Raw genomic sequence first — 26,452 nt, 5'->3', positions numbered from 1 at the left:
TTTGCATGTCGAAATCACGTTACCCGCGCTCGTTTGCCCACCCGCGTTACTGGCCCACATGGCTAGGTATTGGTGCCATGTATATCGCTGCCTGGTTGCCTTGGCGATTAAAAATGGCCATTGGCAAAGGGCTTGGGCTGCTCGCCTGGCGCTTTGCCAAACGGCGTCGCCATATCACTGAAACCAATATAGCGCTCTGTTTTCCCGAAAAGAGCCCCGAACAGCAGAACCAGATTGTCAGAGATACTTTTATTGCCAATGGAATTGGCCTGATTGAAACCGCAACCGGCTGGTGTCGCGATGGCGAAAGCCTGCGCCATCGTGTCGCTTACATCGGTGAAGAGCACATGGCTCGCGCTGAGGCCAAGGGTAAAGGTGTGATCATTGTGGGGGTTCACTTCTCTTCCCTCGATTTAGGGGGGGCTCTGCATGCACTGTTTTTCTCCGCCGATGCGGTTTATCGCCCACATAACAACCCGCTGTTTGAGCGCTTTATGACCCGCGCCAGAAAGCGTAATTTTGGCGTAGCGATTGACCGTTACGACCTGCGTGGGGCTGTGCGTCAGCTCAAGGCGGGCCGCATGGTGTGGTACTCACCGGATCAGGATTTTGGTCGCGATGTGAGCGTATTCGCGCCGCTATTCGGCCAGCAGGCCGCCACTATTCGCTTAACGGCCAAGCTTGCGCGTATGACCGGTGCACCTGTGGTGCCTATGATGTTTCACCGCAACCCGGATAACGTTACTTATACGATTGAAAGCTTGCCAGCTTTGGAAGGGTTTCCCAGTGGTGATGAAGTCGCCGATGCCACGCGGGTCAACCAGTTTATTGAACTGGCCATTCGCAAGCATCCCGAGCAGTACCTCTGGCTACACCGACGTTTTAAGACTCGCCCTGAAGGCGAGCCAAGGGTTTATTAACCACTCGGTAACTATTCAGTAGGTTTCAAGTTGTACTCGCCAGCCTGCTGTTTCATCAGGCTTAGATAGCTGCCCCTCGTGGAAGGCAGCTTTAGCTCGCGACCATCCAGGCATCCAGCCGGAAGACACTAAGGGGTGCCTTCGGCACCCTTCGCGCGCTGAAGCGCCCTCCCACAAGTCGCTTCTGACTTAGTGCTGGCTATGGGGTGTTGTGGGAGGTAGCTTTAGCTCGCGACCGTTTAGACTGCCAGTTTGATAGTTGCCCCCGTGGGAGGCTTAAACCAAGCTTTTCGGCACACACGGCGCTTGCGCCACGGTTTGCCGGTGAAGTGCCAGCGTTTAGGCGGCGAAGTGAGGCGCGTCAGGCAGCCTGAGCTGAATAGTTACATCACTCGCAGCCATATAAAAAGCCAGCATTAGCTGGCTTTTGGGTGTTCTGGTGCTGCGTTGAGCCCAGATTGGGGGCTTTTAATCCAGATTGCGGGAGTAGAAAATTTCCAGCATCTCTTTACGCAAACGACCCTCGATATCCCGGGCTTCTTCAAAGGTAATATCGCGACGCGACGTGCCGAACAGGTAGTTATCCAGTTCGAAGTCTTTGAGCAGCATCTTGGTGTGGAACATGTTCTCCTGATACACGTTTACGTCCATCATCTGGTACGCATTCTTGGTGTCTTCAGCGAGATAATCTTGAATGGAAGTAATACCGTGATCGATAAACAGTTTCTTGCCATCCACATCGCGGGTAAAGCCGCGCACCCGGTAATCCATGGTAACGATGTCGGAGTCGAAACTATGGATTAGGTAGTTCAGCGCTTTTAACGGGCTGATATGTCCACAGGTGGAAACATCGATATCCAGGCGGAAGGTGCTGATACCGTTGTCGGGGTGTGACTCAGGGTAGCTGTGCACCGTAACGTGGCTTTTATCCAGGTGGCCGACTACCGTCTCTGGTAACGGGCCGGGGCCTGGTTGAATTTGCTCAGGCGCCGCCTCGTCAAGCTCATGCTCGGCAATCAAAATCGTCACGCTCGCGCCATGGGGCTCGTAGTCCTGGCGGGCGATATTGAGCACATGGGCGCCGATGATGTTGGTGACGTCTTTAAGAATCTGGGTCAAACGCTCGGCGTTATAGAGCTCATCGATATAGTCGATGTAAGCCGCTGTCTGCTCTTCGGTCTTGGCATAACAGATATCGTAAATGTTGAAGCTCAGCGAGCTGGTCAGGTTGTTAAACCCGTGGAGCCGGAGATTGTCTGTCACGTCCGAGCCTCCTCAATAATCTCAAAGGAATGGGTGATCTTAACGCCGCCGTTAACGAGCATGATCGATGCACTGCAGTACTTTTCTGCGGAGAGTTCAACCGCGCGGGCAACCTGCTTCTCTTTAAGCGCGCGTCCGGTTACCACGAAATGGACGTGGATCTTGGTAAATACGGCGGGCACTTCATCGGCGCGTTCGGCGTCTAGCTCAGCAACGCAGTCGGTCACATCGGCACGCGCTTTATCAAGAATATTCAAGATATCAAAAGCGGTGCAACTGCCCATGCCCATCAGCAGCATTTCCATTGGGCGAGGCCCCGTATTACGGCCGCCGTGGTCGGGCGGGCCATCGATCACAACGCTGTGCCCGCTACCGGATTCCGCCACGAATTGGCGGCCTTCTGTCCATTTTACCCGTGCTTTCACGCTGCTCTCCTCATCTAGGCGACGAAAGGTAAGTCGCGCAGCATAACATTTCTTGGCCTGCGCGCCTCTTCTCAACGTTGTTGTTGAACATTGCTAATGTTCGGCGTGTGCCAGCCACCCTCATATATCGCTGTTTTGCCTGCCACGCTGGGGTTGTAAAGATACACCCAGGCGAGACCAAAACAGGTGTCGATCTGCTGGCGGTCATACTCACCCTCGGTGGGCGCATCAATGCGGTAATCCTCTAAGCGGTCTAGTTGGGCCAAGTGGTGAGCGTTGATCCGATAGACTTCTATTGTGATCCCTTTTGACCGCTGCCGTTTGGCGCCGGGGTAGGGGCCGATATCGTAGAGCGTGAGCGCTGGAGTAGCGTCGCGCCCGAGCAGTGTGGCATCGTTTAACCAGTGGGCATTGTTAAAGCCTTGTTTGAGCGTTCCGTAGACCGCTACCCGTGGCGTGTCAGCGATTGCTTCACGTAAATAGCGCGGATGCATAGGCTAACCCCTTTCGCTCTGTAGCTGGCGCTCCAGCGCCGCCAGTCGTTCAGGGGTTCCAACGTCAACCCAATGCCCCTTATAGTGCTCGCCGCTTACCTGGTTGTTATCGATAGCAGTTCTCAGCAGTGGCGCCAAGGCAAAGGAGCCCTGGGGCTGCCCGGCGAGCAGCCCAGGGTGAATCACACTGATGCCTGAGTAGGTCAAACGTTCAGTGTTGGTTTGATTCACGCGCCCTCCTGCTAGTCCAAAATCTCCACTGGCGTGCTGTGGAGGATTTTCCACCAGCATCAAGTGTGCCAGATCGTCGCCTTGGAGTGCTTGCGGGTCTGGGAGCGCTGCGCACCAAACGTCACCGTTGACCAGCAGAAACGGCGCCTCGCCAAGTAGCGGCAGCGCTTGCTGAATGCCGCCACCGGTCTCTAGTGGGGTTGTTTCCCGGCTCCAGCGAATGCGCAGGCCATAGGCGCCACCATCGCCCAACGCTGCGACAATCTGCTCGGCACGGTAGCTGACGTTGATGACTACCTCATGAATACCCGCCAGGCGAAGTCGCTCCAGATGGTGCACGATCAGCGGCTTCCCCGCCACGGGCAGCAGCGGCTTGGGGCAGTGGTCGGTGAGCGGGCGCATCCGCTTGCCCAGACCCGCGGCTAAAATCATCGCTTTCATGACGGTATTTCCGCTAGTCGTTTCATAATGGCAGGCCGTAGGGTGAGTTTGACCCACTCCGCGAACTCAGCCTGTTCGGTCAGGAACCATAGACTATCTTCCAGATGATCCAGAAAGTGCGGTAAGCGCTCGAGATAGCCACTTTTTTGATCACGCAGGGTTAAACGGCAGAAAATTCCCAACACTTTTAGTGATCGCTGTGCGGCCATGGCGTGGCACTGGGTTAGAAAAGTGGCAAAATCGACGCTGCCGGGTAGTCGGCCATCGATGCGCGCCTGTTGATAAAATGCCTCGACAAAGTCGGCAAACTGCTCATTGCTAAAGCGGCAGTAGCGCCCCCGCAGCAGCGAGATTAAATCATAGCTAAGCGGGCCAGCCACGGCGTCCTGAAAGTCGATCATAAACAGATGCTGATCGTGCATCATCAGGTTCATGGCATCAAAATCGCGGTGCACAGTCACTACCGGCTGCGCTAGGGCATGCTGGATAAGCTGCTCACGAACGACGTGCCAGCTCTCAGGCGGTGGCAGCGTTAACCAGGCACCAAGGCACCACTCGGGAAACAGATCGAGCTCACGGCCCAGCAGTGCCGTATCATAAGCAGGCAGTGAGTCAGGGCCTGCGCGATTTTGCAGTTTGGCGATCAGCGTGAGAGCCTGAGCATGGTAGGCTTGTGTGGTAGCGTCGTCGTTAAATAAGTGCTGTAGCGGCGTGTTGCCCAAGTCTTCAAGCAGCAGAAAGCCGTCCGCTAGGTTGGCCGCGTGCACCTTGGGTACCGGTAGCCCGGCGCTTCGCCAGCGCTTGGCGATGGCCACAAACGGCTGAGAGTCCTCTTGCTCAGGAGGGGCGTCCATGACCACCTGGGTGGCACCGTCGGGGAGCGTGAGGCGAAAATAGCGCCGAAAACTCGCATCTCCCACGGCGGAGGAAAGCGAAATGTCGGCCTCAGAGAGACCATTTTGTTGGGCAGCCCACGTGGTGAGGGCGTTAATCCGATATGAGGACATGCAAGCTCCTTGCTGGTCGGGCATCATGCGGGCTGTATAATACCGATTCTGGATGCCAAGGATAACGAACATGGGCAAGCGATTTTCGCGCACCTTGCCGGTTGCGCATACGCTGATGGGCAGTTTGCTTGCTGGCGCCTCGTTTACGGCGGTGGCTCAAGGGCAAACCATGTCCGCTGAAGCGTTGGATTGGCAACCCTGGGGGGAAGAAGAAGCGGCTAATCAATTGTGCCGTGGGCGCTATGTCATGCCCAGCTACCGCTTGCCAGCGGAAGATAACCCGGAAACGCTCTCGCTTGAGGCTAGCGACGTCGATTATGCTGCCGATGGCGAAGCGTTGCTGCGCGGCGATGTGGTACTGCGCCGCGGCAATGAAGAAGTGGAAGCGGAGCGGGTCTTTTTACCCGCCGACCGTCAGCAGGTCGATGCTGAAGGCAATATCGCCATCCGCGATGGGCGCGCTTTGGTACGCGGCGAACAGGCGATGCTCCGGCTTAACGAAGATCGGGCCACCCTGGGTGACAGCCACTATGTGCTCTACGAGCAGCATCTGCGCGGTCAGGCTAGTCAGCTAGAGCAGACCGGGGAAGGTGAGTACCGCCTACAAGATGCAAGCTTTACTACCTGCGACCCGGGTGCTAATAGCTGGCAACTGGTCAGCAGCGATATTCGCTTGAACCAGGCCGAAGGCTTTGGTACTGCACGTCATGCGCGCCTGGAGGTGAAAGATGTGCCAATATTTTACTGGCCATGGCTGCGTTTCCCCATCGACGACCGCCGCCATACTGGGCTGCTTTCCCCAACGATAGGCTTCTCGTCGGACGGTTTTGACTACGCTCAGCCGTTTTATTGGAATATTGCCGCCAACCACGATGCAACCATTACGCCACGCTGGATGAGTGACCGCGGCTTGCTAATGAGCGGTGAGTACCGTTACCTGTTTGAAGAGAGTGCGGGCATCGTTGAAGGTGGCTATTTAAATAGCGATGACGGCGGCTCTGGCGGCGGAGAAAACCGCTTTGAGGGCGATGACCGCTGGTATGTAGATGCCCGCCATGCAGGCCGGGTTAACGAGCGCAGTAATTATCGGCTGCGCTACGGAGCCGCCAGTGACGGGCGCTATTTCGATGACTTCGGCGGTGAATTTGGCGAGAGTGACCGCGCCAGTATGGAGCGTTTGGCCCAGGTCGATTACCGCGGCCAGCGCTGGCAGTTGGATGCCCGCGCCCAGGGCTTCCAGCGTTTGGAAGACCCGCTTAGCGATAGCGATAAACCCTTTTATCAACTGCCGAGCCTGAGCGCAAATGCCAATTGGCAGTTCGACAACGGGCTATATACCCAGTGGCGATCGAACGCGACCTATTTTTGGCGCGATGTGGATGAGCGCCGTGTACCGGAGCGCGAAGCGGCCACCGGCAGCCGGTTGCACCTAATGCCAGCAGTTGGCTGGCGTTTCGAGCGTCCTTGGGGCTACCTGGAACCGCGAACCGAGCTGTGGAACACTGCTTACGAGCTGGATTACGGCGAGCGCGACACACAGCGTAGTGACTCACCCAGTCGTAGTGTTGCTCTGACCTCCATCGACAGCGGGCTGGTCTTCGAGCGTGAACTCGCCCTGGGTGGGCGAGATTACCGCCAAACCCTGGAGCCACGCCTTAACTACGCCTATGTGCCGCGCACTGATCAGAGCGAGCTGCCCGACTTTGACAGCCGCGAACGTGCTTTCTCTTGGGATCAGCTCTGGTCAGCCCAGCGCTTTTCCGGCACCGACCGCGTTGGCGATCTCAACCGGCTCTCTTACGGCGTGCAGTCGCGCTTGTTGGAAGATGCCTCCGGTCGTGACCGCCTCTCGTTCGGGGTTGGTCAAAGCGTTTACTTTGATGACCGTCGTATTGATAGCGAGGGTGACGCCGATACGCTGCCAGATCGTCCGGAAGACAACCCGAACGTCAATCCAGAAAGCCGCTATCAGGCTACCCGGGATCGCTCGCCTTTGGTCACCCGCCTTGACTGGCAGATCAATGATCGCTGGAGCAGCGGAGCAGAATGGCTCTACGATGATCACCGTGAACGCACCGAACGCTCAAGCGTTGATGTTGGTTACCGGCATCCCGAAGGGCACGTAGTGAACCTTGGCTACCGTTGGGAGATCGAAGGGTTCGACCCCAGCGTATTGCCGGGCGATGATGGCTTTCGTGACTACAGCCGCGAAGAGTGGGATCTTTCGTTTGCCTGGAAAGCCAGTACCAACATTGATTTGATCGGCCGCTACCTGCACGATCAAACCAATGAGCGTTCGCTTGAGCAATTGGCAGGCGTGCAGTGGAATAATTGCTGTTACGGACTGCAGTTGGTGTGGCGCGAATGGGTCGATGACAATGACACCGCTCGTATTAATGATGACTTTAATGATCGCGGACTATTTTTACGCTTCGTATTCCGTGGTCTGGGCGGCGTTGGTCAGGATGCGGATAGCTATTTTGAACAGACCATTCCTGGCTATCGTCCGACTGCCCTGTAAATGACTTCCATAGAATGGCTAATGAAAGAGACGTTTGTTATGAAAATGAGAAAGCCCCTGCTAGGCCGTATGAAACAGCTCTCTGCTGGTAGCCTGCTAGCTTTGTGTGTAGGTGCAGGCCTGGTGCTGGCCCCGCTTGCTTTACAGGCGCAGAACTTCCAATCCACCCAGCGCCAGGCGTTAGATAGCGTTGTGGCTGTCATCAATGACGATGTGATTATGCGCAGTGAATTAGATGATCGCATGTCGCAAATTGAGCAGCAGGCGCAGGCCCAGGGGGGAAATCTTCCACCGCGCTCCCAGTTGGAGCGTCAGGTGCTTGAGCGCATGGTGATGGAAGAGATTCAGCTGCAAATGGCGGAAGATGCCAATTTGAGCATTGATGATACCGAGCTCAATGGGCAGGTGCGCTCGATTGCCGAATCCAACGGCATGACACTTGATGAGTTTGCCGACGCAGTGGAAGCTGATGGCATGACACTGGCCAGCGTGCGCGAAGATATTCGCCGCGAAATGCTGATGCGGCAGGTACAGCAGCGCCAAATTAGCGACCGCGTATCGGTCAGCGACCGTGACGTTGAGCGCTTTCTAAACCAGCAGTCCGGCCAATCCGGCGAGCAGAACTTTATTGAAGAGACCCGTGCCCGCCATGTGCTGATTGCACTGACTCCCAACCGCGATGAAAACCAAGCCCGTGCGCGGGCGGAAGAGGTGCGCCAGCGCCTTTCTCAAGGCGAGGACTTTGCCTCGGTGGCACGTGAGTATAGCGATGACAGTGGCACAGCCCTCAACGGCGGTGAGCTGGGCTGGGTTCGTCCAGGGCAAACCGTTCCTGCCTTTGAAGAAGCGATGCGTGAACTGGATGTTAACCAAGTATCTCAGCCGGTGCGCTCCCAGTTTGGCTACCACGTCATTGAAGTAGAAGAGCGTCGTCGTCAAAATGTCACCCAAGAGAGCCAGCGCGAGCAAGTGCGCCAGGCGATCTTCCAACGTCGCGCTAACGAAGAGCTAGAGTCCTGGCAGCAAGAGGTTCGCTCCCAGGCCTTTGTTGATATTCGACTCTAATGTTAGTGGATACTTTATCATCCGATAGCGAGCTGCCGGTGGTGGTAACTACCGGCGAGCCAGCGGGTATTGGCCCTGAGCTAATGCTGATGCTGGCGGCCCAGGGTAGCCTTCCCGCGTATACAGTGGCGATTGGCGACCCGGATATGCTGCGCCAGCGTGCAGCCGCGCTGGGGCTCAAGGTCACGGTGGTAGAGTGTTCGCCCGGTGAGCACCCAAGTGGCACCCATGGCTTGCCGGTCTGGCCGGTTGCGTTGAGCGAACCGGCCACGCCGGGCGTTCTCAATCCGGTTAACGCTGACTATGTGCTGGCGACCTTGGCGCTGGCGGTGGATGCCTGCCAAAAAGGGCAGGCGGCTGCCATGGTGACGGCGCCACTTCATAAAGGCGTCATCATCGAAGGTGGTCATCCATCCTTTACCGGCCACACCGAATGGCTGCGCGATGCTTGCGGTGTCGATGAGGTGGTAATGATGCTCGCTACCGATGCGGCACTGCATGCCAGCGGCCCAAGTTGGCAGGGCAGTGGCGATCTTCGTGTGGCGCTGGTGACCACCCACTTACCCCTGCGCAAGGTTGCCGACGCCATCACCTATGAGCGTGTTACCCGAATCAGCCGCTTGCTAGTCGCTGATTTGCAGCGCCAGTTCGGGATTGCTAAACCGCGTGTGGCAGTGTGTGGTTTAAACCCGCACGCCGGTGAAGATGGCCACCTGGGTCGCGAAGAGCTAGATGTTATTATTCCCGCGCTCGATGCCCTGCGCGCTGAAGGAATGGATATCCTTGGCCCGTTGCCCGCCGACACGCTGTTTACCCCCAGACACTTGGCAGGTGTTGATGCGGTGCTGGCGATGTACCATGACCAGGGGTTGGCGGTGTTAAAATACGCCGGCTTTGGCCAGGCTGCTAACATTACCCTGGGCTTGCCATTGGTGCGTACTTCGGTCGACCATGGCACCGCGCTGGATCTGGCTGGCAAAGGCGTGGCAGACCCCGGCAGCCTAAAAGTCGCTATCGACCTTGCGCGCCGTTTAGCCGCGCAGCGGTTGTCTGCTACTGAAATTTAATCCGGTGCCAGAGTAGGTTGCAGCGAGGGTCTTTTTCCAGGGCCGGAAAATGTTCCGACAATTCCGGCATTTCCGCCATCCATGGCGGTCAGATGGAAAAAGTAGCGCCCAAGGACGGGTTCACAGCGCCCACGCGGAAACCTACTCTGGTACTGATTCATGCAGACGACCAGTTGCAACAGTGCTGGCCACTACATACTCCCGATTGAATCCGCACTCCAAGGAACACCGTTTGATGTCTACTGTGCCCCAACACCGCGCTCGTAAACGCTTTGGTCAGAACTTTTTACGTGACCTCGGCATTATCTCGCGGATCGTTCGCGCCGTTGGCCCGCGCTCGACGGATCGCTTGGTCGAAATTGGCCCAGGCCAGGGGGCGCTAACCGAGCCGCTGCTGGAGGCTGCGGGGCACTTGGAAGTGATCGAGCTTGATCGCGACCTGATTCCCGGTCTGCGGGTGCAGTTTTTCAACTATCCCGATTTTGTGATTCATGAAGGCGACGCACTGAAGTTCGATTTTGCTGCGCTGAAAGGCGATGGGCCCGCGCTACGCGTGGTAGGCAACCTGCCCTACAACATCTCCACACCACTGATAATACATCTGCTGGCTGCAGGAAGTGCCATAGAAGATATGCACTTTATGTTGCAAAAAGAGGTGGTTGAGCGCTTAGCCGCAGAACCCGGCGGTGCTGATTGGGGGCGTCTGTCGGTTATGGCTCAGTACTACTGCCAGGTCGAACAGCTGTTTATCGTGCCGCCGGAAGCCTTTGTGCCGCGCCCCAAAGTCGACTCCGCCATTGTGCGTTTAACTCCCCATGAAACGCTACCTCATACAGCGGATGATCCAGCGCTGTTGTTTGAGCTGGTGAAGCTCGCCTTTGGCCAGCGGCGCAAGACGCTGCGCAATAACTTCAAAGGGCGGGTGAGTGCCGAAACCCTGGAAGACTTGGGCATTGACCCTATCCGTCGTCCGCAAACATTGACTGTGGAGGAGTACGTGACGATTGCCAATCGTGTTGCCGCCGATGAGCAGGCAAGCGGTGAGCGGGGCAGCCAAACGTGAGTGGCCTAGCGATCAACGTCAGCGTCGTCCCTAGCTACCGCGCTGATGAGTCTAACGATGGCGAGTCGCGCTACGTGTTTAGCTATACAGTGACCGTCCACAATCAGAGTCCACATAGCGCTCAATTGATGGCACGCTACTGGAAAATCACCCAGGGCAGCGGCGATTGCCAGGAAGTGCGTGGCAAGGGCGTCGTCGGTCAACAGCCGCTGATTGGCCCTGGCCAGAGTTTCCGTTACACCAGCCGCGCCATTCTGCAAACCCCAGTCGGTGTAATGGAAGGTACCTATACGCTGTTGGACACCTCTACTCAGCGCGTTTTTGAGGTAGCCATTACTCCCTTTAGGTTGGCCGTACCGCTCCAGCTCCATTAGGCGGTTTGCGTTAGCCTACTCTCTAGGTGGTCGCAAAGCCGCAGGGCCAACTGCACTAGTGTTAACGTAGGGTTGGCGTGCCCGGCGCTGGCAAAAACGCTGGAACCTGCCACATAGAAATTGTCCTGAGCAAATAGACGGCAGTCGGGGTTAACAATGCCTTGCTCGGCATTAAGGCTCATGCGCGTGCCGCCCATATGGTGACGGCCAGCCAATTCACCCTCGGTGGGCAGCTGTACCGGCGTATCGGCTAGCCAGTCAGCCAGTTGCAGCCTACCTACCTCGCTATCACACAGATACTCCCCCAATAGCAGCATGCTCTCGCGGATGGTGTGGCGATCCAAATCAGACTGCTGCCACACCAATCGGCTGCGGGGCACGCCCAGCTCATCCAGCTCCTCGCTTAACTCTATGCGATTGTCAAAGCGAGGTTCCTGCTCCCAGGCGGCTCTTAGCACCGCGCCGTGTATCACCCGCCCCTGGGCCTGCCAGATACGCAACCGTCCTGCCAGCGTGGGCGCCTGATCCGCGAGCTCATCAATCAGTTCCTGGGTGGCTTCAGCGTTCATGCGGTGCAGGCGCAGCCCACAATTCAGTATTTGGCGCGAGCTGATGGAGTGGGCGGTGGGGGAGAGGAACACGTTGTAATCTTCGTCCAGACCCAGGGCCGCTGGCTCAAAAATTAGCGCCTGGCCCACCGTGGCGTGAGGGTGCTCCATCCAGTAGCGCCCTAAGGTGCCAGCTTGCGGTATAAGCTGGCCATTTAACTGTTGGTTGCACCACAGCAGCAAGCGCGAGTTTTCGATGCCGCCACAGGCCAGCACAAAGTAGCGCGCCTGAACCTTTCGGTAATTGCCTCGGTAGTTTTTGAAAGTGGCGCCGGTGACTTTGCCGTCCTGGCTTTCCAGTGCCACCAAGTTGGCTGTTAGGCAGCACTCCAACGTGGTCGATTCGCTTAGCGTGGCGGCATACTTCTCCTTCAGACGCGTCGGGTGGCCCAGTGAGAAGTAGATGCGCTTGAGTCCAGAGCCAGTGATCGGCTGATCAGCAGGCGTAGGCGCCAAGTCCAGTACGCTGGCAGCGGGACGATAGTAGGGCGATAACGCGTCGCGGCCAATAGGCCAATCCGTCTCACTGGCAGCGCTTTTGGCGGTAAAGTCATAGCGATCAAGTGGTCGGCAGATGCCGCCCCAGTGGTTGGTCGACCCGCCCAAGTGGCGCAGGCGAGCGCCATAGAGGGGAATATACGGTTCGCCGATAACTTCGCCCCGGTAGCACTCTTGGGAGCGTTCGCTGTAATCCGCATCGCCACCTTCGCAGAGCAGTACGCGGTGGCCGCGCTCCGTCAGGGTAACGGCCATGGAAATGCCCGCCGCACCAGCACCGATAATGCAGACATCCACTGCCTTGCTGCGCTCGCTGATATCCTCAAAGGCGATATACATCAGCGGTCACTGCTGCGCAGTAGCCAACCATTAACGGTCACCGCAGCGGGCGGTGGGCCAAGCTTGGGAGCAGCGGCTCGTGCGGCAGGAAGAAGCGTTGTGCCGGGGAGTATGAGTGCGCCAAGGCCTGCCAGCGTTGCTGCTCGCAGTAGCCCGCGCCGAGAATGATCCATTGTCATAAGCGTACCGTTTTCCTTAACAGTTGTTGCGAAGTGGCTACTCGAGAGACCAACTATTCATTTGACCAACTACTCATTTGACCAACGACGCGATTGAGTGGCTAAGCTAGCGAGAAGCTCAAGAGTGCCAAAGCGTATTTTTATAGTGATCCAGGTTTGTACTTTTCACCAGTGTTAATCATCAACATAAGCCATCAACATAAACCACCGACGACAGGCAGAGGGTGTCGTTGAAGTGGTAGTATTTAGCCTACTCATTTTATTAAAAAGGCCTCGTGCATGAGCACCTATGCGATCGGCGATCTGCACGGCTGTCACGCCGAATTTGTAGCCCTTCTTGAAAAGCTCAGCTTCAACCCCGCGCGGGATACGCTATGGCTGGTGGGCGATTTGATTAATCGTGGGCCTGGTTCATTGGAGTGTCTGCGAGAAGTGCGCGCACTGGGTAGTTCGGCACGCAGCGTATTGGGCAACCACGATTTTCATTTGTTGGTCGTGGCGCGTGGCGGAGGCAAGCTGAAAAAAAATGACACCTTGAGCGATATTCTGGGAGCGCCTGACTGCGAAGTGTTGCTGGATTGGCTACAGAGCCAGCCGCTTAGCGTGTTTCAAAACGGTACGCTAATGACCCACGCGGGGCTGCTTCCCCAATGGAGCGTAGCCCAGACCGTGTCTCTGGGGTGTGAAGTGCAGGCTGCGCTTGCCAGTGAAGCCTCTGGTGAGTTTTTAACCCAGCTGTTCGGCAACCAACCAGACAGCTGGCACGACGAGTTAGACGGCATTGATCGGCTGCGTCTGATTGTCAATGTGCTGACTCGGATGCGCTTTATTGATGCCCAGGGCCGTTTGGACTTTGCTGCCAAAGAGGGATTGGACAGTGCCCCAGAGGGCTTTCTGCCCTGGTTTCAATACCCGCGCGACGATGATACACGGCTGCTCTTCGGCCACTGGGCGGCGCTGGAGGGAAATACCCCCCAGGCGCGAGTGCCCGTTGAGGCGCTGGATACGGGCTGTATTTGGGGCGGACGTCTAACCGCGTTCAATCTGGACAGCGGTGAGCGAACCAGTGTAGCTAGCCTTCAGCAGGAAAAACGACAGTGAAAGAGACAAACAGTGATCCCCACTTAGCGGGCTTGAACGTGTATCGGGTAGGCGGCGCCGTGCGCGATGAGTTACTTGGCTGGCCGGTATATGACAATGACTGGGTTGTGGTGGGCGCTACGCCAGACGCCATGCGCAGGCGCGGTTTTAAGCCTGTGGGGCGCGATTTTCCAGTTTTTTTGCATCCAGAAACCGCTGAGGAGTACGCCCTGGCCCGCACCGAACGCAAGTCGGGCCACGGCTATGGCGGTTTTGAAGTGCATGCCAGCCCCGATGTCAGTCTGGAAGAGGATCTGTTGCGGCGTGATTTAACCATTAACGCCATCGCCCAGAGTACTGAAGGTGAATTAACCGACCCGTTTAATGGTCAAGGCGATATCGAACGGCGCGTGTTGCGGCATATCTCCGCGTCGTTTAGCGAAGACCCGTTGCGGGTGCTTCGTACCGCACGTTTTCTGGCCCGCTATGCGTCACTGGGCTTCAGCATTGCCCCTGAAACACTGACGCTAATGCGTCAGGTGAGTCACAGCGGTGAACTTGAGCACCTGGCCGCCGAGCGGGTGTGGGTCGAAACGGAAAAAGCGCTGGGTGAGCCAAGCCCAGAGGTCTATTTCACTACCCTTGAACGTTGCGATGCGCTCAACGTCTGGTGGCCAGAATTAGCGGGCGAAGCGTTAGTGAAGGGCTTGGCAGCGATGGCTAAGGTACCTGATAGCGACATGTTCCCATTAGCTCATTGGCGCCATGCGCAGTTGGTATCGCCGCTAAGCGCTGAGCAGCGCGATGCCTTGTCGGAACGGCTCAAACTGCCCAATGCCGTTGCCCAATTGGCTCGCCATACCGCGCTTACCTATTCGTTAATAAACCATTCGCTAACAAACCATTCATTATCCAACCAGGCGCTGCCTTCCGACGCATTAGAGGGCTCTAGCGTGCTACGTTGGCTGGAGCGTTTGGATGGTTGGCGTAAGCCTGAGCAGGTCGAGGGGCAGCTGGCGTTAGTCAAAGTGTTGGCGCCTGAGCAGGTTGGCCCGCTCGAAAACGCCTGGCAGGCTGCTCGGGAGGTAAGCCCCCAGGCGCTGATAGCTGAGGGATATCAAGGAGCTGCGCTGGGCGAGGCCTTGCGAGAGCGCCGGGGGCAGGCCGTGGAGGCGGCGCTAACCTAGCCGTTTACCGGCGTGCCGCCGCCAGCAGGGGCTGTTCATCTGCTTGGGAGATCCAGCGACCGCGCCAGCTAAAATCCACCGCCCAAAGGCGCTGGCTACCAAGCTCAAAGGCGCTCCATAGCTCCGCATAGGGCGTGCCGCAGCGGGGGTGGCGCTGCTCGGGCAGCAACTCGGCGAGTGGCTGCAAAACAAACGCATTATGGGTAATTTCGCTACGCGGTAAGGCGACTTCATCAATCGTGCCGCAGAGGCTGCCCACGGTGAGCAAGTCAATATCCAGCGCTCGGGGGCTAAATTTGGCAATATCGGGCCGGCGGCCATGCTCTATTTCCAGCTGCTTACCCCATACCTGCAGTTCGCCCGGTGTCCAAGCGCTGTGAAACGCCACCACCAGGTTATAGAAATTGCGGCTGTCGGCGAAACCAACCGGTTCGCTTTCAAACACTCGTGAGATCTGCAGGGGGCCGAAGGTATCGGCAAGCGCATCCAGGCAGCAGCGAATATGCCGAGTAGGGTGAATATTGCTGCCTAAGCTGACGGTCACCAGGTTCATGCGCTGATCTCCTGGGTTGCCTCCGGCAGATTGCCGCGGGTAATTTCCAGGCCGACGCTAACGGCATTGGCAACCGCGCCCGGTTTACGTACCGTTAAGCGCAGCCAAGTGATGGGGAAGTCTGTACGCAGGCATTCAGCGAGCCGTTCGGCAAAGGTCTCTACCAGGGCGAACTGATGGGCATCGGCAAACTGCTGAATGCGCTGGCAGATAGCAGCGTAGTCCAGGGTAAGGCGTAAATCGTCGGTGGCTGCGGCCGAGCGAATGTCGGTCGCCAACACCAAGTCTAAGCTTAGCGACTGTTGAATCGAGCGCTCCCAGTCGTAGACACCAATCACGGTATCGACGCTTAACGCTTCAATCAAAATGCGATCCATCCAGCTTCCCCCTACGGTAACAAGCGGGCGATTGTACGTTAGGATGGGGCTAAACGACAGTATATCGGGCTATCGAAACGGTCTATAAAGCGAGCAAATCGCCATGGTATGGATAGTGGTGGGTTATTTAAGCGGCAGCTGGCTGGCAGCGATCAGCGTTTGCCGCCTGGCGGGTGTGGGCGACCCCCGCCAACACGGCTCATTTAATCCCGGCTTTTCCAACGTGCTGCGCCTATATGGCCCCCGCTTAGCGGCAGCCACTCTGCTGTTAGATGCTTTAAAAGCCATGCCCGCTGTGCTCGGTGCCAAGCTATTGGACTACCCGGTCTGGCTGCAGGGGCTGGTGGGGTTGGCAGTATTACTAGGTCATAGTTTTCCGCTGTGGCACGGCTTTCGTGGCGGTAAAGCGGTCGCCAGTGCCTTTGGTGTACTGCTGGTATTGGTGCCCCAGGTGGCGTTACTGAGTGCAGCGATATGGGCGCTGCTGGTGTGGCGATTAAAAACAGCGGCGCTGGCGTCGCTAGTGAGTGCTCTCGTGGCGCCGCTTGCCTGTGGCTGGCTGGCGCCGGAGTACGTCATGGTGGTGGGGGGCTTCAGCCTGCTGGTGCTGGCACGACACGGTCTTAATATTCGTCGTCTACGACGTGGTGAAGAGCCGCCGTTTCGTGGTTCTTAGCGTGAGTCAGGCGGTGTCAACTGATCGAGAGGCCAGCGGGGCGTCGCCTGCATCATTCCAGGAGTGTCGTACTCGCCTGCCGCCAGACGTTGAGCACCGACATAGGCAATCATGGCGCCGTTGTCGGTACAGAATCGCCCGCGCGGGTAGTAGGCGCGGGCCTGACGTTTTTCGCACTCAGCCTGCAGTCGCGCGCGGAGGCGATGATTGGCGCTGACTCCGCCCGCCACTACTAGACGCTTCAAGCCGGTTTGATCCAGCGCTCGACGGCACTTGATCACCAACGTATCGACAACGGCCTCTTCAAAGGCTCGGGCAACATCGGCGCGGGCCTGGGCGTCGAGTTCTCCGGCTGTTTCCAGTTGGCGAATGGCCGTCATGGTGTGGGTTTTAAGGCCCGAAAAACTAAAATCCAGTCCCGGCCGGTCGGTCATGGGGCGTGGAAAACGAAAACGCTTGGGGTCACCCTGTTCCGCTAACTTGGCGACCTGAGGGCCGCCAGGGTAGGCCAGTCCGAGCATCTTGGCGGCTTTATCAAAGGCTTCACCTGCCGCGTCATCCACCGATTCGCCGAGCAGTTGATAGCGACCCAGCCCTTGAACTTCGACGAGTTGGGTATGCCCCCCGGAGACCAACAGTGCAACGAAAGGGAACTCGGGTGGTTCGTCTTCCAGCATTGGTGCCAATAAATGGCCTTCCATATGGTGTACGCCGAGCACAGGGATGTTCAAGGCGCGCGCCATGCCATGGGCGGTGCTAGCGCCCACCATTAATGCGCCGACCAAGCCGGGGCCGGCGGTGTAAGTGATGCCATCCAGATCGCGGCGCGTCAGCTTGGCGTCGCTGAGCACTTGCTCAATCAACGGCAGCAGTTTGCGGGTGTGATCGCGAGAGGCGAGTTCGGGCACTACGCCGCCAAATTCGGCATGCATGGCGATTTGGCTATACAGCGCATCGGCAAGCAGCCCCTGGCCGCCGGTTAACGAGGTGTCGTAAAGCGCGACACCTGTTTCGTCGCAGGATGTTTCAATGCCCAGAACTCGCATAAAGTGGGACTCTCAAAGGCTATTCAAAAGATATAAAGATGAAAACTGAAGGGCGCTAGTCTAGCATTATCGCCGTAGGTCAGCGTAAGCATTTGCAAAGATGGTCAACGGCGACTAAACTACTGTGCGCTGTAAAACTGGGTCGTACACCGTGTTCTAAAATGTAATTTCGCAGTGTACGTACTATCCGAACTCAAGACTCCTTAAGGTAGGTGAGTGCTTAATGCCTTCTGTAAAAGTACGTGATAACGAGCCGTTTGACGTCGCCCTGCGTCGCTTCAAGCGTTCTTGCGAAAAAGCCGGTGTTCTTTCTGAAGTACGCCGCCGCGAGCACTATGAGAAGCCGACTGCTGAGCGTAAACGCAAAGCGGCAGCTGCCGTAAAACGCCACGCTAAGAAAGTTCAGCGTGAGCAAAAGCGTTTCGAACGGCTCTATTGATCCGTACCCGAGGGGGCCGGAGCAGTTAGCTGGCCGTCTCAAGAGGGATGCCAAGCGGCCGCCACTAGGTGGCCGTTTGTTTTTGACTGTTGTTTTTAAAGCCATCGTTTTCCAAAGCTGTCGTTCAAGACCGTCGCTGTTTACGATGATCTGATCTGGCAATGGGTCTGATGACCTTGGGCAGTGTCTTAAAACTGGTTTTGACCGGTTTTAAAAACTGTTTTTAAACAGGGCTTTTAAAAAACAGTCTCGAAAGTTAGCGCTTTGCGCGAGGATGCCCGTAGTTCATGGCAGGCCAAATTCCACAGCGTTTCATTGATGACCTGTTAGGCCGCGTTGACGTGGTCGAGGTGGTTGGTGAGCGTGTGCAGCTTAAAAAGGCTGGCCGTAACTATTCCGGGCTATGTCCCTTCCATCAAGAGAAAACCCCATCGTTTACCGTCAGTGCTGATAAGCAGTTTTATCACTGCTTTGGCTGCGGAGCTAATGGTAATGCACTACGCTTCTTGATGGAGTACGACAAGCTGCCGTTTCCTGAGGCGGTAGAGCATTTGGCCGGTCGTCTGGGTATTGAAGTGCCGCGTGAAGGTGCTGATGACCCGCGTGCCCAGCAGCGGGAAAAGAAGCGCAAAGAGGGCGTTAACCTGCTCGAACTCGCCGCCAGTTTTTATCGCGAGCGATTAAAGATGCAGGAGGGCCAGTCTGCCCAACGCTATTTGTCGGGTCGGGGACTCTCAGACGAGGTGATCAAGACCTATGGCATTGGCTATGCCCCAGCGGGTTGGGAAGCGCTAAAACAGCACCTCAGCGAGCGTGGTATTGGTGAGCCAGTGCAGGTGGAGTACGGCCTGCTGATTCACCGTGAGGATACTGGGCGTACCTACGACCGCTTTCGTGACCGGGTAATGTTCCCCATTCGCGATTTGCGCGGCCGCACGATTGCCTTCGGTGGTCGAGTGATGGGTGATGATCAGCCCAAATATCTCAACTCACCGGAAACGCCCGTGTTCCATAAAGGTCGTGAGCTTTACGGCTTGTATGAGGCGCGCCAAGCCTCGAACAAGCTTGAGCAGCTGGTCATGGTCGAAGGCTATATGGATGTGGTGGCGTTGGCGCAATACGGTATTCATAACGCTGTGGCGACGCTGGGTACCGCCACCACGGAAGACCATTTGACCCGCCTGTTTCGACTGGTGAGTCGCGTAGTGTTCTGTTTCGACGGTGACCGTGCGGGAAGACAGGCGGCTAGCCGGGCGTTGGAAACCTCGCTGCCGCAAATGATTGACGGTCGTGAAGCGCGCTTTCTGTTTCTGCCCGAAGGTGATGACCCGGACACCCTGGTGCGCCGTGAAGGCACCCAGGCTTTTCAGAATCGCGTGACCTGTGCCATGCCGCTGTCGGAGTTTCTATTCGAACAGGCGGCCCAAGGGCGCGACTTGAATACCGTGGAAGGGCGTGAGCGGTTTGCCAGTCAGGTGCTCGAAGCATTGAACAAAGTGCCTGAAGGCATGCTCAAATCGCTACTGCTGGAGTCATTGGCAAAGCGAAGCGGGTTGGCGCAAGAGCAGTTGAAAGCACTGCTCGAAAAGCGTGTCCAAGCGTCGCGGCGATCCGTCACCCAAGGTGATGTTTCGCAGGAGCAGGCAGAGCAGGTGGAGCCCGATTCGGCCTCATCCTCCATGCCCGGAGCCGTTTTGGCAGCGCCAGCCCGCTCATCGCGCTCACGGTCTCAGGCGCTCTCCCCGGTTGGGCGTATCGTGCAGCTGTTATTGCATGAGCCCAATCTGGTAGCCACGCTCCCTGATCATTTGGAGTGGTTGCCGGAAGATGACGATGCGCCGCTATGCCGCGAGCTGATTGAACTGCTCAAGGCGGGGCGCTACCGCAGCCCGCAGGTGGTGTTGGCGCATTTTCAAGGCAGCCAGCAGGGGCAGGCCTTGGCTGCTTTCGCTAAGCGCGAGCTATTGATTCCCAAAGCAGATCGGGAAGCAGAGCTGAAGGGTTTGGTGGAACACTTGCAGTACGTTCAGCGTCAGCGTTCTCCCCAAGAGGAGTACACGGCGTTGCTGGCGCAGGAGCGCGCCGGGCAAAAGTTGGATAAGGAGCAGCGCCAGCGTTTGGCAAGTTTGGTAATGGAGCTTGCCCAGCGCCAATAAGGCGGTGTCTTGGGCGATGGGGGTTGAATTCCTAACGTTTCAGCACCAGATATAGGGTCAGTCGCCAAACGTTGGCCTAACCGAACAAACTAACACACCTGAATTACCGCGCAAATACGTTGGGCTGGAAAATTTCCTGCTTTTTACGCTATACTGTACGGCTTGTTGAGTTTAATCGATTCAGCGCTCCAGGTGTTTCATTCTTCTTCGTCGAGATAGGGTTTCTATGGCTGGAAATGCGCAGCAGCAGTCGCGTCTGAAGGAGTTGATCGCTCGAGGCAAGGAACAGGGCTACCTGACCTATGCCGAGGTCAACGACCATCTACCCGAGGATATCGCCGACCCGGATCAAGTGGAAGACATCATTGGCATGATCAACGACATGGGTATAAGTGTCGCTGAAGAAGCGCCAGATGAAGACACTTTGATGATGTCGGATCAATCCACGGACGAGTCCGCTGCGGAAGAGGCCGTAGCGGCTCTTGCCGCCGTGGAAAGCGATGTAGGCCGCACCACTGACCCCGTACGCATGTATATGCGTGAAATGGGCACGGTTGAGCTTCTGACCCGTGAAGGCGAAATCGAAATCGCCAAACGGATCGAAGAGGGTACCCGTGAAGTGATGTCGTCTCTGGCCTATTTGCCGGGAGCCGTCGCGTCTATTTTGGACGCCTATGACGCCACCCAGGATGAAGAAGCGCCGGGGCGTCTTTCGGATCTATTTTCTGGTTTCATCGATCCCGATGAAGGCATTCCCGGCGTTGCCGAAGCAGAGGTGCCCGAGCCAGAGCCTGAGCCTGAAATTGACGACGACGTTGAGAGCGACGGCGACGATGAAGACGAGGACTCTACGGCCAGCGAAGGCGGCCCGGATCCCGAAGAGGCCCGTGCGCGTTTCGAGCAGATTCGCGAGCAGAACGCCTTGGTCGAAGCGGCGTTTGCCAAGCATGGTCGTGGCAGTCCCGAGCTTAAAGCTGAGCAAGCCCGCTTGGCGGTGCTTTTCTCGCCCATCAAGCTGGTGCCTAAGCACTTCGAGCGCTTGGTCGGTCAGGTGCGCATCAGCGTTGAGCAAGTGCGTGCCCAAGAGAAAGCGGTCATGCAGCTGTGCGTGAAAAAAGCCAAGGTGCCGCGTAAGACGTTTATCAAGTCGTTTCCTGGTAATGAGTCGAGCAAAACATGGCTGGATGAGTTTCAGGCAGCGCAGAGCAAGTACGCCGACCGCCTTGAGCCGCTGCGCGCCGACATCGCCCGTGCCCAGCGCAAGATCGCCTTCGAAGAGGATATGGTGCAGCTCTCGGTTGCCGACCTTAAAGAGGTGAACCGCAAGCTCTCTATTGGTGAGGCGAAAGCCCGTCGCGCCAAGAAAGAGATGGTTGAGGCTAACCTTCGCTTGGTGATCTCGATCGCCAAGAAGTACACCAACCGTGGTTTGCAGTTCTTGGATCTTATCCAGGAAGGCAATATCGGCTTGATGAAAGCGGTCGACAAGTTCGAATATCGCCGTGGCTATAAGTTCTCAACCTATGCCACCTGGTGGATTCGTCAGGCAATTACCCGCTCGATTGCCGATCAGGCGCGCACCATCCGTATACCGGTGCATATGATTGAGACGATCAACAAGCTCAATCGCGTATCGCGCCAGATGTTGCAGGAAATGGGTCGTGAGCCGACGCCGGAAGAGCTCGGCGAGCGTTTGGAAATGCCGGAAGATAAAGTTCGTAAGGTGCTCAAAATCGCCAAAGAGCCGATCTCCATGGAGACGCCGATTGGTGATGACGATGATTCACACCTGGGTGACTTTATCGAAGACGGTACCATGCTACTGCCCATTGATATGGCCACCGGTGAAGGGCTTATCGAAGCAACGCGCAACGTGTTAGGCGGCTTGACCGCCCGCGAAGCGAAGGTGCTGCGCATGCGTTTCGGTATCGATATGAACACCGACCATACGCTGGAGGAGGTGGGCAAGCAGTTTGATGTAACTCGCGAGCGAATTCGTCAGATTGAAGCCAAAGCGCTGCGTAAGCTGCGTCATCCCAGCCGCTCCGAGCCGCTGCGTTCGTTCCTTGACGAGTGAATGCCGTAAGTTTCGAATGGTGAGTGGTAGATAGAAAGCAAAAAGCCCGTCGTTCTCAGAACGGCGGGCTTTTTTTGTGTGGATGATGGTGGGAGGTGATCATTGCTGCGCTTAAGCGCAGCAATTGGATGCTGTAACCATAGAGTTTAAATAGTTGTCTGCCGGGCTTTGTAAATGCGATGGGCTAGTAGCAGCAACTCCAGGGTGGCGATCAGAATTAGGCTATAACCGAGTAGCTCGACGACTTCTTCAGCTACGCTCTTGAAGGTTCCTGAATAGCTGTCTTCAAGAATAGCTTGCCAAAACTCCTGCCGCCCATACAGGCGCGAGAATATATAAGTGGTCAGCACGCCTGCCGTAAACAAACCAAAGGCGAAGGTGTTGCTGTAATGAGCGAACTCCGCGAGAAAGTGTTGGCGCTGCTTAATCACCCAAAAGAGCGATGGGAGAATAATCAGCGCAACAAGCACCTTCCAGGTGTTATGAGCCACATAGTTATCTAAAAAGTGATCTTGTTCGCGCACCAACGAGGCGGCCACAAATGCCAGCAGCAGAAGCGTGACGGTGGGCCATACTTTAAGTACTTGGCGAATATAGATCAGCATTGCACAGCAGGTGGCCAGCACCAACGTTTGGGTAAATTCAGTAAAGCCCAGCTCAGAAAAGCGTACTGAGGGGAGATAAAGTGCTTCTAAGTAGGCACCTTGGGCAATCGCACCGATAAACAGTACGTACAACACCGCACGCACTAAAATGGTTTGAAACCCGATGGGCCAAGCAGGGGGGGAAGACATACCAACATCCTTTGTGGGTAAGCAGCGTCGCTATTCGCATATTAAAACATGCATGGGTGAATGTTCATTATATCGTCACACTTATGTGTTCGCACGTCGATATTGCGGTTAACCGCTCGACGTTTGGTTGTCAGCACTGCAAAGTGTCTAATCGGCAAGTAATAACAGCGTTGTGAGGTGTAACAGGCATGGCTATTAGTGTGTTTGATCTTTTCCGAATTGGTATTGGGCCTTCAAGCTCCCATACGGTGGGGCCAATGCGTGCGGCCCGCGACTTTGCCATGGCGCTTGAAGATACCAGCGTTACCCGGTTAGTGGTGAGGCTGCATGGCTCGCTTGCTGCCACCGGGGTGGGGCACGGCACCGACCAGGCAGTGATCATGGGGCTGATGGGAGAGGCGCCGGAAAGTATAGACCCGGACACGATTGCCGCGCGATTAAAAAAACTTGAAGAGGGTGAGTCGCTGGTACTTGCCAATGGTCAGGCAATCGCTTTTGAGGCCCGGAACGATGTCGAGTGGGATGAGGCGTGTCTGCCGTTTCATCCCAATGCCATGGTGCTGAGCGCCTATTGTGATGACACGCTGTTGGCAACCAATACGTTTTACTCCCTTGGCGGCGGTTTCTATGTCGATCAAGCTAAGGCTGAACAAGGCGAGGTTGGCGAAGATGCTACTGAACTGAAGTATCCCTTTAATACGGCAGCCGAACTGCTCATGCTATGTCAGCAGCATCAGCTGCGGATTAGCCAACTAATGCTTGAAAATGAAAAAGCCTGGCGTAGCGAATCAGCCATACGTGAAGAACTGCTGATCATTTGGCACGCCATGAGCGACAGCATCGAGAATGGCCTGCGCGCGACGGGCCATTTGCCCGGTGGATTAAATGTGCGCCGTCGAGCACAGCTACTCCATCAACAGTTGCTGCATCCGCCGAAAAATCAGCGGCTGATTGTGTCGAGTTTTACCGTGATGGATTGGGTCAATGTGTTTGCGCTGGCGGTCAATGAAGAGAACGCCGCCGGGCGGCGCATGGTCACCGCCCCGACCAACGGTGCGGCGGGCATAGTGCCTGCGGTGTTGGCGTACTATTTGAAGTTTGAGCCCGACGCTAGCGAAGCCGATGTGGTGGACTTTCTGCTGACCGCCGGGGCAGTAGGCATTTTATGCAAAAAGAACGCTTCCATTTCCGGTGCGGAGGTGGGGTGCCAGGGTGAAGTGGGCTCCGCCTGTGCCATGGCGGCCGCAGGGCTTGCCGAAGTGCTGGGTGGCTCGCCGGGCCAGGTTGAGAATGCCGCTGAAATTGGCTTGGAGCATAACCTCGGTTTGACCTGCGACCCGGTAGGAGGGCTTGTTCAAGTGCCCTGCATCGAGCGCAATGCGATCGCCTCCGTCAAAGCTATCAATGCTGCACGAATGGCGCTGCATGGCGATGGCGATCACTTTATATCGCTGGATAAAGTGATCCGTACTATGCGCGATACTGGCCGTGATATGCAGGATAAATACAAAGAGACCTCCAAGGGCGGGCTCGCTGTCAATGCCATCGAGTGCTAGGTCAGCGGGTTCCTGGGCAATAAGCTGTCAATGTTGGCGGCCAAATAGTCAACCAACTGGCGGATTTTGGGCGACAGGTGGCGGTGTCGGGGGTAGACCGCCCAGACGGCAGTATCATGGTGGCGAAAAGGCTCAAGCACGGCCACCAGCTCACCACTGGCCAGGTAGGGGCCAACATAATAGTCGGGCAGTTGAGCAAGCCCTAGCCCTTTAAGTGCGGCATCTAATAATGCAGGGCCGGAATTACCGCTCCAGCGCCCTTCTACGCGCACCTCACGTCGTTGACCGTTCACTTCAAACAACCAATTAGGTCGTGAGCCAATCAGGCAGCGATGCTGGTTAAGCTCGCTCAGCGTATGCGGGCGTGGCGCTTGGCGGAAGTAGCTTTGTGAGCCGACGATATACTCGCGGCGGTCGCACAGTCGCCTGGCGATTAGGCTCGAATCCTTTAATACTCCCATCCTGATGGCAATATCGTAGCCTTCCTCAATCAGTTCTACCGGACGGTTAGTAAAATGCATATGGACGTCCAGCTGCGGATGTAAACACTGAAAGTCATTAACCAACGGGGCGATAAAGCGCTCACCGAAGGTGGTGGCGGAGGTGAGTTTAAGCAGCCCATTGGGCTTGTCCTGGAGTTCACTAAGCGCCTGCTCGGCATCGCGTAGCCCATCAAATAGATGGCGACAGTGTTCAACGTAGATAGTGCCTGCGTCGGTTAAGCGGATCTGGCGGGTGGTGCGATAGAGCAATTGCACGCCCAGCTGGTTTTCGAGTTGACTGACCAAGCGGCTAATATGCGAGGTAGATACCTTTAAGTGGCGGGCCGCAGCAGAGAACGTGCCTAAACGCACTACCTCAACAAAGGCTTCGATACGGCTCCAGTGCTGCATGCCAACTCCTCGGGTTGATAGCGATTATTGCTGTGTAGCAATAATCTTGTGAGTGTATCCCGGTTTATCAAGAGCGCCTAGGTGGCTTACACTGTTAGTATCGCTGGCCTATCAATGGAGCCTTTTATTTATGCCTATATCTTTATCTCGGTGGTCTCGCGGTGCCCTAGCAGTGGCCGTGAGCGCTGGCTGGGCAGTCAGTGCTCAGGCGGAGCTGCCCACCCAGCAGCAGGAGCAGGCGCCAGGTTGGTTTCGCATGATGGTTGGGGAGTATGAGGTAACCGCGCTATACGATGGCCATACGGCTATTGATACCTCCTTGCTAAAAGGCATGGAGCAAGAAGATATTCTCCGCCACCTGGATGCGCTATTTATCGATGCAGAAAGTGGCATGCAAACTGCGGTCAATGCTTTTCTTATTCACACTGGTGAGAACCTTGTGCTGGTTGATGCCGGCTCAGCTGCCTGCTTTGGCCCCTCATTAGGTCAGGTGGAGAGTAACCTGCGTGCTTCTGGTTACTCGCCGGAGGATGTTGACACGGTGCTGATGACTCATCTGCATCCTGACCATGTGTGTGGTTTGGCCAATGAGGAGGGCGAAGCTGTTTATCCCAATGCTGAACTGCGTGCCAGCCAAGCGGATGCCGATTTTTGGCTGGATGAGGAGCGTGCGGCTGCGGCTCCTGAAGCCAATCAACCCTTCTTTACCATGGCTCAAGAGGCGGTAGCGCCTTATCAGGAAACTGACCGTTTCAACCCTTTTACGGCCGGTGATGAAGTGCTGATGGGTGTCGTTGCCCAAGATACCCATGGCCACACCGCCGGACACTCAAGCTTCATGCTGAACAGCGATGATGACGCCATGCTGGTATGGGGTGATGTGGTGCACAGTTACGGCGTGCAATTTGCCGACCCCACTGTGGCCATTGAGTTTGACTCAGACCCCGAGCAAGCCATTCGCACTCGAGAAGAAGTGCTCGAAAGCGCAGTTGAAGATAAGCACTGGGTCGCCGGTGCCCACATGCCATTTCCCGGCATTGGTCATATCGTAAAAGATGAAGAAGGCTACCGCTGGCTGCCGATTGAGTTTGGCCCAGTGGCAAGTGACGAGTAACGCCTTAGT

Annotated in this window: 26 protein-coding genes; 14 read left to right on the top strand and 12 right to left on the bottom strand. The window is 56.4% G+C overall.

What is annotated here, in order from left to right; translation table 11 throughout:
• Positions 1 to 5 precede the first annotated feature (5 nt).
• Positions 6 to 920 (top strand): LpxL/LpxP family Kdo(2)-lipid IV(A) lauroyl/palmitoleoyl acyltransferase, encoded by a 915-nt coding sequence (lpxL, locus tag SR894_RS15120; protein ID WP_133729880.1) that lies wholly within the window; start codon positions 6 to 8, stop codon positions 918 to 920.
• A gap of 468 nt (positions 921 to 1,388) precedes the next feature.
• On the opposite strand, the gene speD is transcribed toward lpxL, so the two are convergent.
• The 5 genes from speD to SR894_RS15095 form a co-directional block, all read right to left on the bottom strand.
• Positions 1,389 to 2,183 carry an adenosylmethionine decarboxylase gene (gene speD / locus SR894_RS15115; protein ID WP_088698866.1) on the bottom strand — a complete coding sequence of 265 codons (795 nt, stop codon included), beginning with the start codon at positions 2,181 to 2,183 and terminating at the stop codon, positions 1,389 to 1,391.
• Complete coding sequence (locus SR894_RS15110; protein WP_133729881.1) at positions 2,180 to 2,608, bottom strand: OsmC family protein; 429 nt, start codon at positions 2,606 to 2,608, stop codon at positions 2,180 to 2,182. Before SR894_RS15110 ends, speD begins: the two co-directional genes overlap by 4 nt.
• Positions 2,609 to 2,679: 71 nt before the next feature.
• The gene (locus SR894_RS15105) at positions 2,680 to 3,102 is read right to left on the bottom strand and encodes a gamma-glutamylcyclotransferase family protein (RefSeq protein WP_223288027.1); all 423 of its coding nucleotides are present in this window, start codon (positions 3,100 to 3,102) and stop codon (positions 2,680 to 2,682) included.
• Between the two features lie 3 nt (positions 3,103 to 3,105).
• Positions 3,106 to 3,774 carry an N-acetylmuramate alpha-1-phosphate uridylyltransferase MurU gene (gene murU / locus SR894_RS15100; RefSeq protein ID WP_223288026.1) on the bottom strand — a complete coding sequence of 223 codons (669 nt, stop codon included), beginning with the start codon at positions 3,772 to 3,774 and terminating at the stop codon, positions 3,106 to 3,108.
• Positions 3,771 to 4,781, bottom strand: coding sequence for an aminoglycoside phosphotransferase family protein (locus tag SR894_RS15095; RefSeq protein ID WP_133729884.1), 1,011 nt, complete (start codon positions 4,779 to 4,781; stop codon positions 3,771 to 3,773). Before SR894_RS15095 ends, murU begins: the two co-directional genes overlap by 4 nt.
• Positions 4,782 to 4,851: 70 nt before the next feature.
• On the opposite strand from SR894_RS15095, the gene SR894_RS15090 reads away from it, so the two are divergent.
• The 5 genes from SR894_RS15090 (at position 4,852) to apaG (ending at position 10,871) form a co-directional block, all read left to right on the top strand.
• The gene (locus SR894_RS15090; RefSeq protein WP_133729885.1) at positions 4,852 to 7,302 is read left to right on the top strand and encodes an LPS-assembly protein LptD; all 2,451 of its coding nucleotides are present in this window, start codon (positions 4,852 to 4,854) and stop codon (positions 7,300 to 7,302) included.
• 39 nt (positions 7,303 to 7,341) lie between these two features.
• Positions 7,342 to 8,367, top strand: a complete 1,026-nt coding sequence (locus tag SR894_RS15085) for a peptidylprolyl isomerase (RefSeq protein WP_133729886.1) — start codon at positions 7,342 to 7,344, stop codon at positions 8,365 to 8,367.
• Positions 8,367 to 9,434 (top strand): 4-hydroxythreonine-4-phosphate dehydrogenase PdxA, encoded by a 1,068-nt coding sequence (pdxA, locus tag SR894_RS15080; protein ID WP_223288025.1) that lies wholly within the window; start codon positions 8,367 to 8,369, stop codon positions 9,432 to 9,434. The genes SR894_RS15085 and pdxA overlap by 1 nt, the downstream gene beginning before the upstream one ends.
• A 235-nt stretch (positions 9,435 to 9,669) precedes the next feature.
• Complete coding sequence (gene rsmA / locus SR894_RS15075) at positions 9,670 to 10,497, top strand: 16S rRNA (adenine(1518)-N(6)/adenine(1519)-N(6))-dimethyltransferase RsmA (RefSeq protein ID WP_133729888.1); 828 nt, start codon at positions 9,670 to 9,672, stop codon at positions 10,495 to 10,497.
• A complete protein-coding gene (gene apaG, locus SR894_RS15070; protein WP_133729889.1) occupies positions 10,494 to 10,871 on the top strand; it encodes a Co2+/Mg2+ efflux protein ApaG in 378 nt (125 codons plus the stop codon). The genes rsmA and apaG overlap by 4 nt, the downstream gene beginning before the upstream one ends.
• Here the strand turns inward: apaG and SR894_RS15065 are convergent.
• Positions 10,868 to 12,316: an FAD-dependent oxidoreductase gene (locus SR894_RS15065; protein ID WP_223288024.1), complete on the bottom strand. Its 1,449-nt coding sequence runs from the start codon at positions 12,314 to 12,316 to the stop codon at positions 10,868 to 10,870. The two genes, apaG and SR894_RS15065, sit on opposite strands and share 4 nt — an antisense overlap.
• The gene (locus SR894_RS15060) at positions 12,316 to 12,495 is read right to left on the bottom strand and encodes a hypothetical protein (protein ID WP_133729891.1); all 180 of its coding nucleotides are present in this window, start codon (positions 12,493 to 12,495) and stop codon (positions 12,316 to 12,318) included. Before SR894_RS15060 ends, SR894_RS15065 begins: the two co-directional genes overlap by 1 nt.
• 279 nt (positions 12,496 to 12,774) lie before the next feature.
• Between SR894_RS15060 and SR894_RS15055 the strand changes: the two genes are divergently transcribed.
• Positions 12,775 to 13,596 carry a symmetrical bis(5'-nucleosyl)-tetraphosphatase gene (locus SR894_RS15055; protein WP_223288023.1) on the top strand — a complete coding sequence of 274 codons (822 nt, stop codon included), beginning with the start codon at positions 12,775 to 12,777 and terminating at the stop codon, positions 13,594 to 13,596.
• Entirely contained in the window at positions 13,593 to 14,762 is a 1,170-nt protein-coding gene (locus SR894_RS15050; protein ID WP_223288022.1) for a tRNA nucleotidyltransferase/poly(A) polymerase-related protein, read from the top strand. The genes SR894_RS15055 and SR894_RS15050 overlap by 4 nt, the downstream gene beginning before the upstream one ends.
• A 4-nt stretch (positions 14,763 to 14,766) precedes the next feature.
• Here SR894_RS15050 and folK read toward each other — a convergent pair whose 3' ends face one another.
• Both folK and folB read right to left on the bottom strand, forming a co-directional pair.
• Positions 14,767 to 15,315, bottom strand: a complete 549-nt coding sequence (gene folK, locus SR894_RS15045; protein ID WP_133729894.1) for a 2-amino-4-hydroxy-6-hydroxymethyldihydropteridine diphosphokinase — start codon at positions 15,313 to 15,315, stop codon at positions 14,767 to 14,769.
• Positions 15,312 to 15,692 (bottom strand): dihydroneopterin aldolase, encoded by a 381-nt coding sequence (gene folB / locus SR894_RS15040; RefSeq protein ID WP_022522378.1) that lies wholly within the window; start codon positions 15,690 to 15,692, stop codon positions 15,312 to 15,314. Before folB ends, folK begins: the two co-directional genes overlap by 4 nt.
• Positions 15,693 to 15,795: 103 nt before the next feature.
• Between folB and plsY the strand changes: the two genes are divergently transcribed.
• Positions 15,796 to 16,368: a glycerol-3-phosphate 1-O-acyltransferase PlsY gene (gene plsY, locus SR894_RS15035; protein ID WP_133729895.1), complete on the top strand. Its 573-nt coding sequence runs from the start codon at positions 15,796 to 15,798 to the stop codon at positions 16,366 to 16,368.
• Here the strand turns inward: plsY and tsaD are convergent.
• Positions 16,365 to 17,414, bottom strand: a complete 1,050-nt coding sequence (gene tsaD / locus SR894_RS15030) for a tRNA (adenosine(37)-N6)-threonylcarbamoyltransferase complex transferase subunit TsaD (protein WP_133729896.1) — start codon at positions 17,412 to 17,414, stop codon at positions 16,365 to 16,367. The two genes, plsY and tsaD, sit on opposite strands and share 4 nt — an antisense overlap.
• Before the next feature lie 223 nt (positions 17,415 to 17,637).
• Between tsaD and rpsU the strand changes: the two genes are divergently transcribed.
• The 3 genes from rpsU (at position 17,638) to rpoD (ending at position 22,086) form a co-directional block, all read left to right on the top strand.
• Positions 17,638 to 17,853, top strand: coding sequence for a 30S ribosomal protein S21 (gene rpsU, locus SR894_RS15025; RefSeq protein WP_008956349.1), 216 nt, complete (start codon positions 17,638 to 17,640; stop codon positions 17,851 to 17,853).
• Between the two features lie 287 nt (positions 17,854 to 18,140).
• Positions 18,141 to 20,009, top strand: a complete 1,869-nt coding sequence (gene dnaG / locus SR894_RS15020; protein ID WP_223288021.1) for a DNA primase — start codon at positions 18,141 to 18,143, stop codon at positions 20,007 to 20,009.
• A gap of 226 nt (positions 20,010 to 20,235) precedes the next feature.
• On the top strand, positions 20,236 to 22,086 hold the full coding sequence (gene rpoD / locus SR894_RS15015) for an RNA polymerase sigma factor RpoD (RefSeq protein WP_133729898.1): 1,851 nt from the start codon (positions 20,236 to 20,238) through the stop codon (positions 22,084 to 22,086).
• Positions 22,087 to 22,232: 146 nt separating this feature from the next.
• Here rpoD and SR894_RS15010 read toward each other — a convergent pair whose 3' ends face one another.
• The gene (locus SR894_RS15010) at positions 22,233 to 22,880 is read right to left on the bottom strand and encodes a hypothetical protein (protein WP_133729899.1); all 648 of its coding nucleotides are present in this window, start codon (positions 22,878 to 22,880) and stop codon (positions 22,233 to 22,235) included.
• 188 nt (positions 22,881 to 23,068) lie between these two features.
• Between SR894_RS15010 and SR894_RS15005 the strand changes: the two genes are divergently transcribed.
• Positions 23,069 to 24,436: an L-serine ammonia-lyase gene (locus SR894_RS15005; protein WP_133729900.1), complete on the top strand. Its 1,368-nt coding sequence runs from the start codon at positions 23,069 to 23,071 to the stop codon at positions 24,434 to 24,436.
• Here SR894_RS15005 and SR894_RS15000 read toward each other — a convergent pair.
• On the bottom strand, positions 24,433 to 25,329 hold the full coding sequence (locus SR894_RS15000; protein ID WP_133729901.1) for a LysR family transcriptional regulator: 897 nt from the start codon (positions 25,327 to 25,329) through the stop codon (positions 24,433 to 24,435). The two genes, SR894_RS15005 and SR894_RS15000, sit on opposite strands and share 4 nt — an antisense overlap.
• A gap of 130 nt (positions 25,330 to 25,459) precedes the next feature.
• Here SR894_RS15000 and SR894_RS14995 point away from each other — a divergent pair, with 130 nt between their 5' ends.
• Positions 25,460 to 26,443, top strand: coding sequence for an MBL fold metallo-hydrolase (locus tag SR894_RS14995; RefSeq protein WP_223288020.1), 984 nt, complete (start codon positions 25,460 to 25,462; stop codon positions 26,441 to 26,443).
• Positions 26,444 to 26,452: the final 9 nt, after the last annotated feature.

The sequence above is a fragment of the Vreelandella neptunia genome (assembly GCF_034479615.1).
Lineage (GTDB): Bacteria > Pseudomonadota > Gammaproteobacteria > Pseudomonadales > Halomonadaceae > Vreelandella > Vreelandella neptunia.
The sequence above is the reverse complement of the archived record's forward strand: the minus strand, read 5'-3'. Positions and strand labels throughout refer to the sequence as shown.

What these genes read in the sequence shown, in the direction of transcription:
- rpsU (WP_008956349.1), top strand. Translation starts at nt 17,638, where the DNA reads ATGCCTTCTGTAAAAGTACGTGATAACGAGCCGTTTGACGTCGCCCTG.
- SR894_RS15085 (WP_133729886.1), top strand. Translation starts at nt 7,342, where the DNA reads ATGAAAATGAGAAAGCCCCTGCTAGGCCGTATGAAACAGCTCTCTGCT.
- lpxL (WP_133729880.1), top strand. Translation starts at nt 6, where the DNA reads ATGTCGAAATCACGTTACCCGCGCTCGTTTGCCCACCCGCGTTACTGG.
- folB (WP_022522378.1), bottom strand. Translation starts at nt 15,692, where the DNA reads ATGGATCGCATTTTGATTGAAGCGTTAAGCGTCGATACCGTGATTGGT.
- folK (WP_133729894.1), bottom strand. Translation starts at nt 15,315, where the DNA reads ATGAACCTGGTGACCGTCAGCTTAGGCAGCAATATTCACCCTACTCGG.
- SR894_RS14995 (WP_223288020.1), top strand. Translation starts at nt 25,460, where the DNA reads ATGCCTATATCTTTATCTCGGTGGTCTCGCGGTGCCCTAGCAGTGGCC.
- SR894_RS15000 (WP_133729901.1), bottom strand. Translation starts at nt 25,329, where the DNA reads ATGCAGCACTGGAGCCGTATCGAAGCCTTTGTTGAGGTAGTGCGTTTA.
- rsmA (WP_133729888.1), top strand. Translation starts at nt 9,670, where the DNA reads ATGTCTACTGTGCCCCAACACCGCGCTCGTAAACGCTTTGGTCAGAAC.
- pdxA (WP_223288025.1), top strand. Translation starts at nt 8,367, where the DNA reads ATGTTAGTGGATACTTTATCATCCGATAGCGAGCTGCCGGTGGTGGTA.
- SR894_RS15090 (WP_133729885.1), top strand. Translation starts at nt 4,852, where the DNA reads ATGGGCAAGCGATTTTCGCGCACCTTGCCGGTTGCGCATACGCTGATG.
- rpoD (WP_133729898.1), top strand. Translation starts at nt 20,236, where the DNA reads ATGGCTGGAAATGCGCAGCAGCAGTCGCGTCTGAAGGAGTTGATCGCT.
- plsY (WP_133729895.1), top strand. Translation starts at nt 15,796, where the DNA reads ATGGTATGGATAGTGGTGGGTTATTTAAGCGGCAGCTGGCTGGCAGCG.
- SR894_RS15055 (WP_223288023.1), top strand. Translation starts at nt 12,775, where the DNA reads ATGAGCACCTATGCGATCGGCGATCTGCACGGCTGTCACGCCGAATTT.
- SR894_RS15105 (WP_223288027.1), bottom strand. Translation starts at nt 3,102, where the DNA reads ATGCATCCGCGCTATTTACGTGAAGCAATCGCTGACACGCCACGGGTA.
- SR894_RS15060 (WP_133729891.1), bottom strand. Translation starts at nt 12,495, where the DNA reads ATGACAATGGATCATTCTCGGCGCGGGCTACTGCGAGCAGCAACGCTG.
- tsaD (WP_133729896.1), bottom strand. Translation starts at nt 17,414, where the DNA reads ATGCGAGTTCTGGGCATTGAAACATCCTGCGACGAAACAGGTGTCGCG.
- SR894_RS15005 (WP_133729900.1), top strand. Translation starts at nt 23,069, where the DNA reads ATGGCTATTAGTGTGTTTGATCTTTTCCGAATTGGTATTGGGCCTTCA.
- murU (WP_223288026.1), bottom strand. Translation starts at nt 3,774, where the DNA reads ATGAAAGCGATGATTTTAGCCGCGGGTCTGGGCAAGCGGATGCGCCCG.
- SR894_RS15010 (WP_133729899.1), bottom strand. Translation starts at nt 22,880, where the DNA reads ATGTCTTCCCCCCCTGCTTGGCCCATCGGGTTTCAAACCATTTTAGTG.
- SR894_RS15065 (WP_223288024.1), bottom strand. Translation starts at nt 12,316, where the DNA reads ATGTATATCGCCTTTGAGGATATCAGCGAGCGCAGCAAGGCAGTGGAT.
- dnaG (WP_223288021.1), top strand. Translation starts at nt 18,141, where the DNA reads ATGGCAGGCCAAATTCCACAGCGTTTCATTGATGACCTGTTAGGCCGC.
- SR894_RS15095 (WP_133729884.1), bottom strand. Translation starts at nt 4,781, where the DNA reads ATGTCCTCATATCGGATTAACGCCCTCACCACGTGGGCTGCCCAACAA.